Origin of the sequence: Billgrantia ethanolica (assembly GCF_021404305.1) — a bacterium.
Classification (GTDB): domain Bacteria; phylum Pseudomonadota; class Gammaproteobacteria; order Pseudomonadales; family Halomonadaceae; genus Halomonas; species Halomonas ethanolica.
In genome coordinates this window covers 13347-29744 of the sequence record NZ_JABFTX010000003.1, presented here as the reverse complement: position 1 = coordinate 29744, position 16398 = coordinate 13347, and the positions used below count along the sequence as shown (strand labels likewise).

Genomic DNA, 16398 nt, shown 5'->3' with positions numbered 1-16398 from the left:
GACACTGCCGGAGCGAATCCCTACAAACGGGGCTGACACGCCAGCGAGGATCCAACGACCTTGAGCGACGACTTCCCAGTGGGATTACTGTTCGGCCTGCTTTTCCTGCTCATCTGCCTTTCCGCTTTCTTCTCGAGCTCCGAGACCGGCATGATGTCGATCAACCGCTATCGGCTCAATCACGAAGCCAGCAGCGGCGACAGTCGAGCGCGCCGGGTCCTGCGACTGCTGGCGCGCCCTGACCGGCTGATCGGCGTGATCCTGATCGGCAACAATCTGGTCAACAATCTGGCCGCCGCCATCGCCACCGTGCTGGCCATCCACTTCTTCGGCGAGGTCACCGGCCCCGCCATCGCCCCGCTGCTGCTCACCATCGTGATCCTGATCTTCGCCGAGGTCAGCCCCAAGACATATGCCGCGATCAAGCCGGAGCGCGTTGCCTATCCCGCCTCGCTGATTCTGGAACCGCTGCTCAAGCTGCTCTATCCGCTGGTGTGGCTGGTCAATGCGATCTCCAACGGCTTGCTCAAGCTGACCGGCATCAAGAGCATCGAAGGGGGCGGCGACAGCCTGACCCGCGACGAGCTGCGCACCGTGGTGCACGAGGCGGGAACGCTGATCCCCCATCGCCACCAGGCCATGCTGCTGTCGATCCTCGATCTGGAGAACGTCACCGTCAACGACATCATGGTGCCGCGCCACGAGGTGGTGGGCATCGACCTCGACGACGAGCTGGAGACCATCCTGACCCAGATCCGCACCAGTCAGCACACCCGCCTGCCGGTGTTCAAGGGCGACATCAACAACATCATCGGCATGCTGCACTTGCGCAATGCGGCACGCTTCCTGTCTCGGGACGAGGTGACCAAGGCCTCGATCGTGCAGGAGGCCCGCGAACCCTACTTCATTCCCGAGTCGACGCCGCTGCATACCCAGCTGCTCAACTTCCAGAAACAGAAACGCCGCATCGGCATCGTGGTGGACGAGTACGGCGACGTGGAGGGGCTGGTCACGCTGGAGGACATTCTCGAGGAGATCGTCGGCGAGTTCACCACCGACGTGGCCGGCCAGGATCAGGAGATCCATCGCCAGGACGACGGCAGTCACGTGATCGACGGTACCGCCAACATTCGAGATATCAACCGCACCCTGGGCTGGAAGCTACCCACCGATGGCCCCAAGACCTTGAACGGGTTGATTCTCGAGCACCTGGAAGCCTTCCCCGACGGCCCGGCCTGCCTGCAGATCGGCAGCGTGCGCATGGAGATACTCGAGGTACGCGACAACCTGATCACCGCGGCGCGCTGTTGGCAGACGGTACGCAGCAGCCGCCAGCGTCAGCCCTGATCAGCGCTTGGGAGCGCCAAGGCCGTGCCGACAGGCCCAGCCATCGGCCTCGCCCTTGAGCACGCGAACCTGCGCCTCCAGGCGTTCACGCCGCGCCAGCCTGGGCGGAATCGGCTTGCCAAAATAGAGTGCCACCCGGGCCCGGAAGCGGCGCGGCCGTTTGGACAGTGCTGGGCCGTTGCAATGGGAGGTCCACGAGCCCCACAGGCCGGCCAGGCCGGCGGGGATCACCGGCACCGGATCCCGGGCCAGGATCGTCTCCAGCCCGCGTCGAAAGGCATGCACCTCACCATCAGGCGTCAGACGGCCTTCGGGGAACAGCATCACCACCTCGCCGCTGCGCAGCGCCCGGCTGACCTCCTCCAGCGCACGTCGCACGCTGCCGGGGTCGCGCCGGTCGGACTCCACCGGTATCGCCCCCACCAGACGGAACAGCCAGTTGAGCCAGGGCGACTCGTAGATCGGCCGGTCCATCAGGAAGCGCAGCGGACGTGGGCTCGCACCGCCGACCACTAGCGCATCCATGAAGCTGACATGGTTGCACACCACCACGGCGGCCCCCTTGGCGGGGATATGCTCGAGCCCGCGCAGGCGCAGCCGATAGCAGCAGTGGATCAGCAGGAAGATGAGATAGCGAATGACAGGCCGCGGCTTGCGCACCATGCGCCAGCCGCCGGCGGTCAGCATGACGGCAAGCAGCCCGTACAAGACGAGATTCACGCGATATCGGACCTATGCTTCAGGCCGGCGAGGATAGTGGATAGCAGCTGGTCGAGGAGCTCCGGCACCTCGAGCTGTTGACTCTGCCAATAGCCCAGACGTTCGTTGAGGCCAAGCTGTACCAAGCCGTGCACGCTGCCCCACAGGGTGCGCCCGAGGCGCCTGGCCTCGAGATCGCCAAGCGCCGGCTGATACTCCTTCAAGCCGTTCTCCACGCGCAGGAACAGCGCCTCGATCATGTCCGACTGACGCTGGTCGAGCTCGCCCTCCTGCGCCAGCGGATAATCGAACAGCAGCTGCCAGCGAAACGGCTCGCGCTGGGCGAACTGCCAGTAGGCCAGCGCCAGGGAGCGCATCTGCCGTTCCGGCGCCACGCCCTCGGTCAGCGGCTCGATGACCATGCGCAGACGCGCCAGCGTCTCGATGTTTACATGCTGCAACAGGTTGCCGAAGCTGCCGTAGAGCTTGAGCAATGTACTCGGCGCACAGCCCACCTCACGCGCCAGGGCTCGCAGCGAGAGCGCGTGTACGGGATTGCTCTGCAGCCAGTCATCGCATGCCGCCATGACCTGGGCATGGAGCGCTTCGGGCGCATGCTGTCGGGGACGAGCCATCGAGTTCCTCGCAGAACGTTACCAATCTCGTGGGCGGATTACTTCGCACGGTAGCGTAGGATAGCGCACATCGAACACTGTTTTCGACCATTGCGAGCGAAGCCTTGTTCACTACCCCTCGACTTGGCTACCCTGACGCCACCCCGATACCCGGAGATTCCATGGCCGGCCGCCTGTATATCCCCCAGCTCGACCTAACTCGACTGCTACCCGAGCTGTGCCAGGAAACTCCCCTGCTGACTGGTGCCAACGTGGCACCCAGGCGCACGCTGACGCACATTCGTCGGGAAGCGGACAGGGCCTGCACGAGGCCGGTGTTCTGGGGGCTGACCCCCGCCTGGCTGACCGTGCTCGACCACGCCCCGCACTGCGCACGCGCCGAGTCCCTCGACGCTCGCCCCATGTTTCGCGAGGCCTTCGGCGCTCGCCGCTGCCTGGTGCCGGTCGGTGGGGTCTATCTGTGGAAGATGCAGCCTCGCTTCAAACAGCCGTTTCTGGTCACCCGGATCGATCGCGCCCCGCTGCTGCTGGCCGGCATCTGGTGCCGTTACCATACTACGCTGGTAGAGCACACCGACTCGATGGCGCTGGTGACGGTACCGACCAACGACTTCCTGGCCCCGCTGGGCGACCGGCTACCGGCGCTGATCGCTGCCGACGACGCCCAGCGCTGGCTCGACCCCGAGACGCCGACGGAAACGGCGCGGACGCTGCTGCGTCCTGCGCCAAGGGAACTGTTGGGCGCCTTTCCGGTATCAAGAAGGGTCAACGATCCCAACAACCAGGATCCCGCCTGCGCACACCCCACAGGCCCCATGTTGCGCTGGAACGAACAGGAGACATGATGCTCAAGTCCCAACCGACCCTGCCAGGCCGTGGCCCTCGGCGCCCCCTGCCCTGGCTTGCCGGCCTGCTGCTTACCGGCCTGCTGCTCCCGGGTCTGGCCCAGGCGCAGCAGGCCGAGGAAGCGGCACATGGCTATGAAGCGGCCATTGAGGAGGCCGTCGAGCCCCACGTCAGCCCCCACGATGATCGCGACTATCGGGTAGTGACACTCGAAAACGGCCTGACCGCACTGCTGGTCAGCGACGTGACGGCCGACCGCGCCGCCGCCTCGATGAACGTCGGCGTGGGCAGCGCCCAGGATCCGGACGATCTGGCCGGGCTAGCGCACTTCCTCGAGCACATGCTGTTCCTCGGCACCGAACCCTTTCCCGAAGCCGATGCCTACCAGGGCTATCTGCGTCGTCACGGCGGTAGCCACAACGCCTTCACCGCGCCACAGGACACCAACTACTTCTTCGAGGTCGAACCCGCCGCGCTGCCCGGCGCTCTGGATCGCTTCAGCCAGTTCTTCCTCACACCGCTGTTCAATGCCGATCAGCTGGAGAGCGAACGCAATATCGTGCACTCGGAGTACATGGCGCGCATCCGCGACGATGGTCGCCGCGAGAACGACGTGCTCAATCAGGTGCTCAACCCCGCCAACCCCACCACGGGCTTCTCGGTGGGCAGTCGTGAGACCCTGGCCGACCCGCCCGCCGGCGAGCCGACCCTGCGCGAGCGGGTGATCGAGTTCTACGAGCGCTACTACGACGCCAACGTCATGCACCTGACGCTGGTGGGTCCGCAGCCGCTGGACGAGCTGGAAGCCATGGTGGCCGAGCGCTTCGCCGACATTGCCGATCGCGGCCTGGAGCGCCCGGTGATCGAGGAGCCGCTGATCGACGAGACGGCGCTGCCGCGCCATGTGGAGCTGCAATCGGTGCGCGACAGCCGCCATGTGCGCTTCATGTTTCCGGTGCCTGATTCACTCCAGCACTACCGCCACAAGCCCGCCGACTACCTCGCCCATCTGCTCGGCCACGAGGGCGAAGGCAGCCTGCTCGCGGTACTGCGCGACGCGGGCCTGGCCGACGGTCTCTCCGCCGGCGTGGGACGTGGCGACGAGCGCCATGCGCTGTTCACCGTCAGTGTCAGCCTGACGCCGGCCGGGGCCGAACGCATCGACGAGATCGAGGCCACCCTGTTCGCCGCCATCGAGCAGATCCGCGAACAGGGACTGGAGGCGTGGCGCTACGACGAGCAGGCCCAGCTCGCCGAGCAGCAGTTCCGTTTCCAGCAGCATGGCTCACCGCTGCAGAGCGCCATGCGACTGGCCATGAACCTGGCGCGCTTCCCGGTGGAAGACGTGCAGTACGCCGCCTATCGCATGGACGGCTTCGAGCCCGACCTGATCGACACCTATCTCGACGCCCTGCGCCCCGAGCTGCTGCTGCGGGTCTACAGTGGTCCCGAAGTGGAGGGCGAGCAGACGTCACCCTGGTTCAACACCCCCTGGCGCGAAGTGGAGCCCGAGGCGAGCACCTCTCAGCCCCTGGCGGGACTCGCCCTGCCAGCGCCGAATCCGTTCATCGCCGAAGACCTGGCCCTGCTCGACCAGCAGGACGAAAGACCCGCGCAGTTGCTGGAGGAATCGGGCTTCGAGCTCTGGCACATGGCAGATGCCAGCTTCAACACGCCCAAGGTCGAGTGGCGCTTCAGCCTGCAGAATCCCACGGCCAGCAGCGACCCGCGGCACGCCGTCCTGGCCCACCTGCTGGCAGGCTGGCTGGACGACAGCCTCAACGAGGAGTTCTATGCGGCGCGACTGGCAGGCCACGATGTCGAGGCCTACCCCCACGCCCGTGGTATCACGCTGGCCTTTGCGGGCTGGCGCGACCGTCAGGACCGAGTGATGCGCCGCACCCTGGAGCAGCTGCGCGACGGCGACATCGACGAGGCCAGCTTCGAACGCGTGCGCTATCGCCTGCAGCGCGAATGGCGCAATGCCCCGCAGGCAGCGCTGTTCCGCCAGGGCCATCGCACCCTGGCCGAAGCGCTGATGCGTCCTCAGTGGCCGACCCAGAGCCTGCTCGACGCCAGCCGAGAGCTGACGGTGGAGGATCTGCGCACCTTCCGCGACGCCTTCCTCGGCGAGCTGCGCCTGCAGGCGCTGGCCCTCGGCAACCTGGATGCCGAACTGGCCAAGCGCGAGGGGCGGCTGGTCGCCGAGATGCTGGCTCCCACGCTGGCGAAAGAAGCGATCCCGGACCTGACGCCGCTGCGCATCGACGAGGCGCTGCCCATCCTGCACCCGCATACGACGCGCGAGGAGTCGCTGGTGCTGCGCTATCTGCAGGGCAGCGACCGCTCACTCGACAGTCAGGCGCGCCTGGCGGTACTGGGGCAGCTGATCGACACGCCCTTCTATCAGCGCCTGCGTACCGAGGAGCAGCTGGGCTATGTGGTCAGCGCCGGCTACTCGCCGCTACTGGATGCCCCGGGGCTCAGCCTGCTGGTACAGTCCCCCGACGTTCCCAGCGATGAGATCAAGCAGCACATCGACGCCTTCCTGGTGGAGTTCGGCCAGCGTCTGACGGAGCTGGACGACGCCGACCTGGCCGCCTACCGTCAGGCCGTGCACGACGGCCTGCTGCAGCGCGATACCAGCCTTGCAGGACTGACCAACCGCCTGTGGCGCGCGCTGTCGTTTGGCGATACCGGCTTCGACCGTCGCGAGCGGCTGGCTCAGCGCGTCCTGGCGGTGACGGCCGACGATCTACGCGAGACCTGGCCGAGCCTGACCGAGCGCTCCATCGCCACCATCGCCTACGATCCGGGCGACGAGCCCAGCGACGTCGCCGCCCTCACCCGGCACCTGGAGCCGTTGCCGGAAGCCGACGACTGACCTGAACCGAAACCGCACCTCAGAACGCACTGCGCCCGGCCGATGGCCGGGCGCAGTCATGTCTGGCCGTACGTCGTCAGCCGAAGGCCTGGGCGGGCATCATCGCTTCCACATGCATCACCAGCTCCTCGAGAATCGCCCGGTCGCGGTCGCTCAGCGCCACCTGATTGAAGCGCTCGATCTCACGGGCGAAGTCCCTCAGGGTGAAGCCGGCCACGGCGGCATCGTTCAGCCGATCCCAGCGATACGCCTCCCAGCGCGCCTGCTCCTCGCTGCTGAGGGTGTCGGGATAGCTGCGCGCGCGATAGCGGAACAGCATCTCCTCCAGCCGGGGGTCCTGGAAGGCAAAACGCGCATCGACCAGATCCCAGGGCGAGGCGTCGCGCACCCGCTGCATCTCCTGGCGGTCGGCGGGGGAGAAGAAGCCGCCGCTGTAAAGCATCAGATCGGGATCCTGCGGGCCATCGGGCGGCGGCTGAGCGAACACCTCGGCGGCCTTGACCCCTACCTCGGGACTGGCCATCAGGCGCTTCCAGTTGGCCCGGCAGGCTGCCAGGTCGAGCCCCAGGCGCTCGACGATCTCGCCATATTCACCCTGACGCGGACCCTCGACGTCCTTGAGCGCCGCCGCAGGCAGGATCACCGGACTGCGGTTGATGTGGATGACCTTGAGCGGAATGCGCGCCTCGCCCTCGGCGAGGTCGTCGCTGCTGACGAACACGCGTTGTCGAATCTGCTCGGCGCTCATCTCGATCAGCGCCTGAGGATCCACCGAGAGGTCATAGACGATCACGCCGTTGGGGTTGGTGGGATGCTCGGCCAGCGGCATCACCAGCGCGCTGCAGCCGCGGCTGGCCGGATAGCGCCGCGACACGTGCAGCACCGGCTTGCGCCCCGGCACATCGAGCTGCTTGGCCACCTCGCGCTTGCTGCGCAGCGCCAGCAGGTAGTCGAATAGGCGTGCGTTGCGCTGTCTGAGCAGCCGCGCCAGGGCGATGGTGGCACGCACGTCGGCTACCGCGTCGTGGGCACCTTCGTGGGCGATGCCGTTGGCGGCGGTCAGGTCCTCGAGGCGGAAGCTCGGCGAGCCGTCCTCGCGCTTCGGCCAGGCGATGCCCACGGGGCGCAGAGCATGGAAAGCGCGCACCGCATCGATCAGATCCCAGCGCGAGTTGCCGTTCTGCCACTCCCGGGAGTAGGGGTCGAGCAGGTTGCGGTAGAACAGGCAGCGGCTCACCTCGTCATCGAAGCGCAGCGAGTTGTAGCCCAACGCACAGGTGCCGGGTTCGCTCATCAGCGCGTGGATACGTCCGGCGAATTCCGCCTCCGGCAGACCGCGGCGACGCGCCTGCTGCGGCGTGATACCGGTGATCAGGCACGCCTGCGGGTGGGGTAGATAGTCGTCCGCCGGTTTGCAGAACAGCTCGACCGGCTCGCCGAGCTCGTTGAAATCGCTATCGGTACGGACTGCGGCAAACTGCGAAGGGCGGTCGCGCCGCGGGTCGGCGCCGAAGGTTTCGTAGTCGTGCCACAGGAAGGTCATCGGGGCGGCATCTGGCTTCGCCATGGGCGCGGTGTCTCCTGACTGCGTCCTGAGCGGCACAGCCTAACACAGCCCCGCGGACGACTCAGCCGAGGAAGCAGCGGGCACCGCTCGTACGACTAGCGAGTCGCAGCCGGACTCGTTCAGCTGCCGTCTAACTGCGCGGCAGCGTGACGTTGAGTTCCAGCACCGAACAGTTGTCTTCACTGTCCAGGCTGATGTTGATGGCGTCATCGTCCACCTGGACGTAACGGCGAATCACCTCGAGCAGCTCCTTCTCCAGCATCGGCATGTAGTCGGGCTGGCCACGCTGGCTGCGCTGGTGCGCGACGATGATCTGCAGCCGCTCCTTGGCTACCGAGGCGGTCTTCTTGCGTTCTCGCTTCAGAAACTCCAGCAACTTCACCGGCGACCTCCCCCGAACATACGGCTCAGCAGGCTCTTCTTCTGGAACTCGTGGAAGCGCAGCGGCACTTCCTCTCCCAGCAGACGCGAGACGGTATCCATGTAGGCTTGCCCCGCATCGCTGTTGTCATCGTGGGTCACGGGCACGCCCTGGTTAGAAGCGCGCAGCACCGCCTCGGATTCGGGAATCAGGCCGATCAGGTCGATGGCGAGGATTTCCCGGATGTCATCGAGGTTGAGCATGTCACCGTGATCGACCCGCGCCGCGTTGTAACGCGTAATCAGCAGGTGCTCCTTGACCGGATCCTCGCCGCGCTCGGCGCGCCGCGTCTTGGAGGCGAGCAGCCCCAGGATGCGATCGGAGTCGCGCACCGAGGAGACCTCGGGGTTGGTGACCACGATTGCCTCATCGGCGTAGTACATGGCCAGCTGGGCACCGCGCTCGATGCCGGCCGGAGAGTCGCACAGGATGTAGTCGAAATCCTTGCCCAGGTTCTCTAGCACCCGCTCGACGCCCTCGGAGGTCAGCGCATCCTTGTCGCGGGTCTGGGAGGCCGGCAGGATGTGCAGGTTGTCGACCCGCTTGTCACGAATCAAGGCCTGATTGAGTCCGGCTTCGCCCTGAATCACGTTGACCAGGTCGTAAACCACGCGACGCTCGCAGCCCATGATGAGGTCGAGGTTGCGCAGCCCCACGTCGAAATCGATGACAACGGTCTTGTTGCCTCGCAGCGCAAGCCCAGTGGCGATGGCCGCTGCGCTGGTGGTCTTGCCGACCCCACCCTTGCCTGAGGTCACTACGATGATCTTGGCCAAGTTACACATTCCTTTGAATGGAAGATGGATGACGAAAAAAGAGCGCGGTCGCGATTAATCCAGCGAGGTGATACCCAGTTGGGCATCGCGCAGCACGACCTGTACCGAGGAACCCAGCAAGTGAGGGTCGATGTCTTCGAGACGCTTGTAGGTGCCTGCCACCGAGAGCAGCTCGGCGCGCAGTTCACGGCAGAAGATACCCGCGCCGGTATCGCCATGAATGCCGGCCAACGCACGACCGCGCAAGGCGCCATAGACATGGATGCTGCCCGCCGCCAGCACCTCGGCGCCCGCATTGACGGCGCCGATGACCACCAGATCGCCTTCCGGAGCGCTGACCTGCTGGCCGGAACGCACCGTGCCGCGATAGATACGGCCCCCGCTTGCCACCCCGGGCTGCTTATCCACCTCCGGCGCCGGCGCGTCGGCAGGCGGCACCTCCTCGAGCGTGCGAGCCCGCGTGGCATCGGTGGGCGGGAACCAGCCAAGCCCCAGCGCCCAGGCCGACTGCTTGACGGGATCGGCACCACCGCGCACGGCCACCGGCAGCAGCTTGTGGGTGCGGCACACGGCACAGATTCGCTCAAGGGCCAGGTGGGGCTCATCCAGCTTTTCTACGCTGAGAACGACAGGTGTATGCTGAAAGAATGCGGGGGATTGGCTGAGCTTGCCTGATAGCTGCTCACGGATACGTTCGGGGTCGGCGCTTGCCAACTCCATGACCGTCATGGGCAGCATGCCCCCCTTGAAGGTGAATGCCATCTCTGCCCTGTCCACTTTGAGGCTCATTGCCGGACTCCACTGGGGTGTTGTCGGGTCGTGGGACTAAAGCTAAGCGACTCCCATCCCCCCTGCAACTGGTGATACGGCCAGCCGCAGCCCTCCGGCGCCTGCCGACATTTGCCGGTACTGACCGATGCCTGCCCGCACCCTGCTGTTCCGATGGACTTTTCCACAGCGGCGGCGCGTGCTTAGATAACATACATTAGCCGAAAGACACCGCCTCGACAGCAATAAAAAACGGCCTGCGCAGCCTGGCCGCTGCGCCTCTCAATCTCAGGATGCCCCATGCCCGGATTTCTAAGCCGCCTCTTCGCCCCACGCTGGCGGCACCCCGATGCCCAGATTCGACGACAGGCCATCGCCCGGCTCGACCCGGCTCGACCCGACCAGCGCCAGGCGCTGGAAGCGCTGTGCCTCGATGCGGACACCTCGGTCCGCCGGGCGGCGCTGGACAGGATCGACTCGGTCGACACCCTGCTTGCCCTGGTGCAGCGCCAGCCGGATCAGCCCGAGCTGCTGGGGCGCCTGGTCGCTCTGATCACCGGGCAGGCCGGCAGCCTGGACCTCGCCCAGCGCCTGCGCTACGTGGCATCCATCGACAACCGCGTCCTGCTTTCGCGAGTGGCCCTGGAGGGCGACAACCAGCAGCTGCGGCTGGCCGCCGTGGAGCGTTTATCGGCCGAAGAGGACTTGGTCGAACAGGCCTGCGAGAACGGCATTGCCGCCGTACGCCATGCCGCAGCCGCCCACGTGACCAGCGAAGAGGGCCTTCAGCGTCTGGCCCAGCAGGCGCGCCGGGATCGTCAGGTCATGCGCCAGGCGCGTGAACGCCTGAACCGACTACGTAACGATGCGGCCACGCTGGCAGCGGCACGCGAGCAGCGGGAAAGTCTGCTGATGAAGCTGGAGGCCCACGCCCGCGCGCCCTGGGAGCCCCTCTATGCCGGCCGCTTCCGCCACTTGGTGCGTGCCTGGGAAGCGCTCGGCGACCTGCCCGACGCCGCACAGGAGCGTCGCTTCCAGGATGCCAGCCTGGGTTGCCGCAAGACCCTCTCGGATCACGAGGCCCGCGAACACGCCAACGCCGCGACCGACCGACGCCGCGAACAGGCCGCCGAAGCACGCGAGTCGCTGCTCGAAGCGCTGGAAGAGAGCCTTGCCGGCCTGCCACGCGGCGACCGCCTTACCAGCCAGGACATCGCCAGCCTGCGCTCTCAGAAGATCCTGCTGGCCAATCGCTGGCAGACCCTATCGGACCTGCACGTGACCGACGCAACGCTGCGCAAGCGCTACGACGCGATTCTTGCGGACTATGACCATGTGCTGCGGACCTGGGAGCGCTTCGAAGCGCATGCCGCCGACATCGAACGGGCGCTGCAGGAGCAGGACGTCGAATCTCTGACCCGCGCCGTCGAGGCCTGCCAATGGCCGAACGAGCTGCCACCTCCGCCGCCGCTGACCCGTGCCCGGCTGTTGCTGGCAGGCCAGGAGCATGCCACGGAAGAGGGACAGGAGGCGCGGCTCGCGCGCTTTACCCAAGACCTCGAGCAGCTCGAGAAACTGTTGGATCGCGGCGAGTTCAAGGGTGCCAGTCGCCTACACCAGAGTCTGAAACACCGCGCAGACACCCTGCCTTCGGCGAAGCTGCACCCGCATCAAGCGATGCTCAAGCGGCTCGGCGCACGCCTGGCCGAACTGCGCGACTGGCGTGGCTACGTTGCCGGCCCCAAGCGCAAGCAGCTGTGTCAGGCCATCGACCAATTGGCCAACGACAACGGCATCACGGATGCCGAACTCGACCGCCGCCACCGTCAACTGGTGCGAGACTGGAAGGAGCTGGGCGATGCCGCGGCCAGCCGCGAGCTCTCCGAGCGCTTCCGCCGCGCCTCTGACCGCATACACGAGCGCCTGGCACCCTGGCATGAACGGCAGGCCGAGAAACGGATACGCAATCTCGAGGCGCGTACCAGCCTGTGCGAACAGCTCGAAGCCCTGCTCGACGCCCCTGCCAACGATGCCGACCCGGATGCCCTGCGGCGTATCCGCGACCAGGCGCGCGAAGAGTGGCGCCGCCATTCGCCGGTGCCGCGCGATCAGGCGCAGGCCATCGGACGACGCTTCGGCCGCATTCGCTTCACCCTGCAGGGACTCATCGACCAGCGCGCCAAGGAAGTCGCCGACGCCAAGCGCACCCTCGTCGAGGAGGTTAACGCTCTCATCGAGCAGAAATTGCCCTCTGACACCCGGGCCGAGAAAGCCAAGGCGCTGCAGCAGCGTTGGCGCGAGCTCGGTCGCGCGCCTCGCGGGGAGGAGCAGACTCTGTGGCGCGAGTTTCGCGCAGCCTGCGACCAGATCTTTGCCATGCGTGAGGCTCAGCGCGACGACCGTGCCCAGCAAGCACGCCAGCGCCTGGACGACATGCAGGCGCTCATCGACCGTCTGGACGCCTGGCAGCCCAGTCGCTCCAGCGACGGCCAAGTGCTGGAGCAGGCGATCGAGCACGCCTCATCGCTGGAGCCACTCCCCTCGGGACGCCGCACGGAAGGCATGCGCCGGCGCTGGAGCGGCATCGTACGCACCCGTCGCGAGCGACTGGCACGCCTGGCCGTGGTGGAAGAGGTACAGCGCTGGCAGGCCTGCAGGCCGCTGCTCGATGCCCACCTGAGCGCCGATGCCGACTGGTTCGAGAACGGCGTTGCGACCGAGGTTCCCATCGACGCCGCTGCGTCGCTCCCCGAGGACATGCGCCGCGCGCATGAGCAGCGTAACGCCGCCAGAAGAAATCCGCCCTCAAGCGAAGAAGTTCATGAACAGCTGGCACGCCTGCGCGTGCACCTCTCACTGCTGGCCATGGGACGGGTCAGTCAGCATGATGAACCGCTGCGCCTGGCCATTCAGGTCGAGCGTCTCAATGAAGGGCTGGGGCGCGACCTGAGTCAGGCCGAGGAGGTCGGCATCGTGCTGCGCAACCTGCTGGCGACCGGGCCGGTCTCTCCCGAGCATTGGCAGCACGAGGTGGGAGAGCTCGATTCGCTGCTGGCCCGTCTGACGCGCCTGCCGCCGCCCTAGCGCGGCGCGGGGACACGAAAAAGGGAGGCCACGCCTCCCTCAATCCTGCAGACTCCCTCAGCCCATGAACTGGCCGCCGTTGATGTCGATGTTGGCGCCGGTGATGAAACCCGACTCCTTGTCGGCCAGGAATACCACCAGCCTGGCAATCTCCTCCGGCGTGCCGTAGCGCTTGACCGGAATGGTTTCCCGGATCGCTTCCCGTACGTTCTCGGGAATCTTCATGATCATGTCGGTGGCGATGTAGCCAGGCGACACGGTGTTGACGGTGATCCCCTTGGTGGCGGTCTCCTGGGCCAGCGCCATGGTCAGACCGTGCATGCCGGCCTTGGCCGCCGAGTAGTTGACCTGGCCAAACTGGCCCTTGCGGCCATTGATCGAGGAGATGTTGATGATGCGCCCATACTTCTGCTCGAGCATGCCCTCGATGACGCTGCGGCAGGTGTTGAACACGGTGTTGAGGTTGGTATCGATGACTTCGTGCCACTGCTCGGGCGTCATTTTCTTCATCGTGCCATCGCGGGTGATGCCGGCACAGTTGACCAGAACGCTGATCGGCCCGTGGGCCTCTTCGATCTCCCTCACCCCGGCCTCACACGCCTGATAGCTGGTGAGATCCACTCCTGACAAGGAAATATTGTCGAATCCATCGGCCTTCTGGCTCTCTAGCCAGGTCTTGGCCTTCTCCGGGTTGTGGTATCCCGCTACCACGTGGTAGCCCGCTGCCGCCAGCGCGCGGCAAATCGACGAACCGATCCCCCCGGTTCCGCCGGTGACCCACGCTACGGGTGCTGATTGAGTCATATTCCACCTCCCTGATTCATGACGCTTGTAATCGCAGTGCTTGGCCTGATGCAGCAGGCCAGCCACAACAGGATGCTGGCAGAAGGCATTGCCTTCAAGCTGTCCCCTTAGTGATTATGGACACATGCGCTGCGCTTGCACTAACAACGTCCCCCACCTTGACACAGCGCAGAAAAAGCGTAGAATACGCCTCAAGTTGATGCGGGGTGGAGCAGTCTGGTAGCTCGTCGGGCTCATAACCCGAAGGTCGTCGGTTCAAATCCGGCCCCCGCTACCAAGTTCGAAAAAGCCGAGGCCACAAGCCTCGGTTTTTTTATTGCCCCCACGGGCACTGACCCGACGACCGTCGGTTCGCTCTCCATTCAAGGTCAGCGGCCCCCCGCTACCCAAAACGAAAACCGAGGCCATAAGCCTCGGTTTTTTGTTGCCGCCAAGCTTTGACCCGACGGTCGTCGGTTCGCTCTCCATTCAAGGTCAGCGGCCCCCGCTACCCAATACGAAAGCCGAGGCCACAAGCCTCGGTTTTTTATTGCCCCCACGGGCACTGACCCGACGACCGTCGGTTCGCTCTCCATTCAAGGGCAGCGGCCCCCGCTACCCAATGCGAAAACCGAGGCCACAAGCCTCGGTTTTTTTATTGCTCGCTATCAAACCTCATACGGTACGGAGCTTCAGGGCAGATCACGCGCTGCCAACGCTACGCTGCGGTCGTCGCCGCTGGTGCCGCGGCAGAAGCTCTCGCTGTAGAAGCGACGAATCAAGTCGCGCTGGCGCAGCTTGCCCCGGCGCAGATCGTCGAACCAGTGGCTGAGCTGCCCCGAGACCTGTCCGCCGTCGAAGGCGACCAGCTTCTCGGCGGCGCCGTCACTCATCAGGGCGATGCCGGTCAGTGCCGTCGTCGTCTCGATACCGTACTGTACCTGCTCGAAGGCCAGGCGTTCATCGACGAACAGCGTCTGGTTGGCAAACTCCCCCTTGCCGCGCTCGCCCAGCGTGCAGAGGCTCGGCATCAGCTCGGGCACCTCCTCATCCTGAGCTTCCGACACCTCTTGCGTCTCCTGCGCCGCGTTCACCGGCACCGCGCGCTCCAGCACCAGCTCGCCATCGCCCACCTTGAGCCACAGCACTCTCTCGCGGCCTACCAGCGCCAGCAGCAGCGTGCAGCGCAGGTCGCGCACCGGCCGGCACTGCTCGGCCGCCCGGTCGTGCAGTGAGCCCTTGGCATGGCGCACCAATAGCCCGGCCAGCTGCGCCACGGCATCGGTTGTGGGCGCTTCGCGGCCATCGAGCAGCCAGGCCAGTTGGGTCTCCAGGGTGTCGGCCAGCCGCAACATGCCACTGACCAGGGTGCGCGCACCGAGATCCGAGGCCGGCGAGCTGCCGGCACCATCGGTAAGAACCAGCGCCGGGCGCGGCGTCGTAACGCCGCCCGCTGCGTCCTGGCAGGGCATGGGTGGCGTTTTCTCCACATGGCTCAGGCCGGCCGTGGCCACGGCCAGAGTCGACCAGCACGATGTGCTCTCACTCGGGAAGGCGGGTAACTCAGCGGGCATGCAGTACCTTCGAACGTTGGGGCCGGCCGGGCGTTGCCAGGTACGTGACCTGCTTGCCGGCCGCCAACGCCTCGCGATAGTCGCTCAGCGCCGCGTGCCACTGTGGCAGCGTCGAGCGCTGAATGGGGGCGTCGGCGCCCACCGTGAAGGTGGTCACGAACATGTCGCGGAGCGTGTCGGGCAGCGCCTGCCAGAGCTCGTACCAGACCCCTTGAGGCACATCGCGCTGTCCGCGACCGTAGGCGAAGTTGCCACGCCTCAGATTACGCACCGGATCGTCGCCGCCAACGATGTCATAGGGGTGACGCCCCAGCATCAAGCACTTGAACAGCACGATGGCCAGCGAGAAGGCCTCGCTGCGCGGCGTGCGGATGGTATGGCGAAAGGAGACGCCCTGATGCTCCTTGGGCGTCATGTCGGGGCTGCCGACGGGACAGGGATAGAAGGTGCCGTCGAGGCGCAGCTGGTAGCTGTCACAGTCGATTAGCGTGACCTGGTCGGAGGAAGGCACACAGAACACGTTGTTGAGGTTGTAGTCGCCGATGCACACCCCGGCCTCGTGCAGCTGCTGCACGATTTCGACGAAGCGGATCAGATAACCGACGATACGGCGCCGGTCGAGACCGGGAAAATAGCGCTGATAGAGCAACGCGTGGGCGAGGAAGCTCATCTTCACGCCGCGAGCCCGATACATGGCGAAACCGATCCAGCGATGGTGCTCGTCGAAGACCCGGATCAACGGCCAGCAGACGTCGCGGGTCATGTGGGCATCGCGCAGGATGCGCATGGCCTCGACCTTGCGGTGCAGCTCCTCGCCGCGCCGGTCGAGCACCTCGGGGTAGTACCATTTGACGATCACGTCGGGACGCTCGCGCAGGGCGAAGATCTCGCCCTCGCCACCGCGCTCCAGGCGCTTGCCGAGGCGGCGCTCCTTGCCCTGCGAATCTCTCACCACCAAAGCGGGCGTCACCACTCGACCTCCTTCGCCACCATGCCTGTCATCAGTATCGACCC

Annotated in this window: 13 protein-coding genes and 1 tRNA gene; 5 read left to right on the top strand and 9 right to left on the bottom strand. The window is 65.9% G+C overall.

Translation table 11 applies throughout. The features are described from left to right. The first annotated feature begins 60 nt into the window (after positions 1 to 60). Positions 61 to 1347 (top strand): HlyC/CorC family transporter, encoded by a 1287-nt coding sequence (locus HOP53_RS13130; RefSeq protein WP_234270469.1) that lies wholly within the window; start codon positions 61 to 63, stop codon positions 1345 to 1347. Here the strand turns inward: HOP53_RS13130 and HOP53_RS13125 are convergent, their stop codons facing one another. After that, the gene (locus HOP53_RS13125) at positions 1348 to 2067 is read right to left on the bottom strand and encodes a 1-acyl-sn-glycerol-3-phosphate acyltransferase (RefSeq protein WP_234270468.1); all 720 of its coding nucleotides are present in this window, start codon (positions 2065 to 2067) and stop codon (positions 1348 to 1350) included. Then, positions 2064 to 2681 (bottom strand): TetR/AcrR family transcriptional regulator, encoded by a 618-nt coding sequence (locus HOP53_RS13120; RefSeq protein WP_234270467.1) that lies wholly within the window; start codon positions 2679 to 2681, stop codon positions 2064 to 2066. The genes HOP53_RS13125 and HOP53_RS13120 overlap by 4 nt, the downstream gene beginning before the upstream one ends. Positions 2682 to 2842: 161 nt before the next feature. Here HOP53_RS13120 and HOP53_RS13115 point away from each other — a divergent pair, with 161 nt between their 5' ends. Both HOP53_RS13115 and HOP53_RS13110 read left to right on the top strand, forming a co-directional pair. Continuing rightward, positions 2843 to 3526 carry an SOS response-associated peptidase gene (locus HOP53_RS13115; RefSeq protein ID WP_234270466.1) on the top strand — a complete coding sequence of 228 codons (684 nt, stop codon included), beginning with the start codon at positions 2843 to 2845 and terminating at the stop codon, positions 3524 to 3526. Beyond that, positions 3523 to 6411, top strand: coding sequence for an insulinase family protein (locus HOP53_RS13110; RefSeq protein ID WP_234270465.1), 2889 nt, complete (start codon positions 3523 to 3525; stop codon positions 6409 to 6411). The genes HOP53_RS13115 and HOP53_RS13110 overlap by 4 nt, the downstream gene beginning before the upstream one ends. A 76-nt stretch (positions 6412 to 6487) precedes the next feature. Here the strand turns inward: HOP53_RS13110 and sbcB are convergent, their stop codons facing one another. The 4 genes from sbcB to minC all read right to left on the bottom strand — a co-directional run bounded on the left by sbcB (position 6488) and on the right by minC (position 9964). After that, a complete protein-coding gene (gene sbcB / locus HOP53_RS13105; RefSeq protein ID WP_234270464.1) occupies positions 6488 to 7978 on the bottom strand; it encodes an exodeoxyribonuclease I in 1491 nt (496 codons plus the stop codon). A 130-nt stretch (positions 7979 to 8108) separates the two neighbouring features. Beyond that, a complete protein-coding gene (gene minE / locus HOP53_RS13100) occupies positions 8109 to 8360 on the bottom strand; it encodes a cell division topological specificity factor MinE (protein ID WP_010630224.1) in 252 nt (83 codons plus the stop codon). Continuing rightward, the gene (minD, locus tag HOP53_RS13095) at positions 8357 to 9175 is read right to left on the bottom strand and encodes a septum site-determining protein MinD (protein ID WP_010630225.1); all 819 of its coding nucleotides are present in this window, start codon (positions 9173 to 9175) and stop codon (positions 8357 to 8359) included. The genes minE and minD overlap by 4 nt, the downstream gene beginning before the upstream one ends. Before the next feature lie 54 nt (positions 9176 to 9229). After that, positions 9230 to 9964 carry a septum site-determining protein MinC gene (gene minC, locus HOP53_RS13090; RefSeq protein WP_234270463.1) on the bottom strand — a complete coding sequence of 245 codons (735 nt, stop codon included), beginning with the start codon at positions 9962 to 9964 and terminating at the stop codon, positions 9230 to 9232. Positions 9965 to 10243: 279 nt separating this feature from the next. Between minC and HOP53_RS13085 the strand changes: the two genes are divergently transcribed. Continuing rightward, a complete protein-coding gene (locus HOP53_RS13085; RefSeq protein ID WP_234270462.1) occupies positions 10244 to 13027 on the top strand; it encodes a DUF349 domain-containing protein in 2784 nt (927 codons plus the stop codon). Positions 13028 to 13084: 57 nt separating this feature from the next. Here the strand turns inward: HOP53_RS13085 and phbB are convergent, their stop codons facing one another. Continuing rightward, positions 13085 to 13831 carry an acetoacetyl-CoA reductase gene (gene phbB, locus HOP53_RS13080; protein ID WP_234270461.1) on the bottom strand — a complete coding sequence of 249 codons (747 nt, stop codon included), beginning with the start codon at positions 13829 to 13831 and terminating at the stop codon, positions 13085 to 13087. A 200-nt stretch (positions 13832 to 14031) separates the two neighbouring features. On the opposite strand from phbB, the gene HOP53_RS13075 reads away from it, so the two are divergent. Beyond that, positions 14032 to 14108: transfer RNA gene (locus HOP53_RS13075), tRNA-Met, on the top strand. A 394-nt stretch (positions 14109 to 14502) separates the two neighbouring features. Here HOP53_RS13075 and HOP53_RS13070 read toward each other — a convergent pair. Beyond that, complete coding sequence (locus HOP53_RS13070) at positions 14503 to 15384, bottom strand: protein phosphatase 2C domain-containing protein (protein ID WP_234270460.1); 882 nt, start codon at positions 15382 to 15384, stop codon at positions 14503 to 14505. Next, positions 15374 to 16354, bottom strand: coding sequence for a kinase (locus HOP53_RS13065; RefSeq protein WP_234270459.1), 981 nt, complete (start codon positions 16352 to 16354; stop codon positions 15374 to 15376). Before HOP53_RS13065 ends, HOP53_RS13070 begins: the two co-directional genes overlap by 11 nt. Positions 16355 to 16398 lie beyond the last annotated feature (44 nt).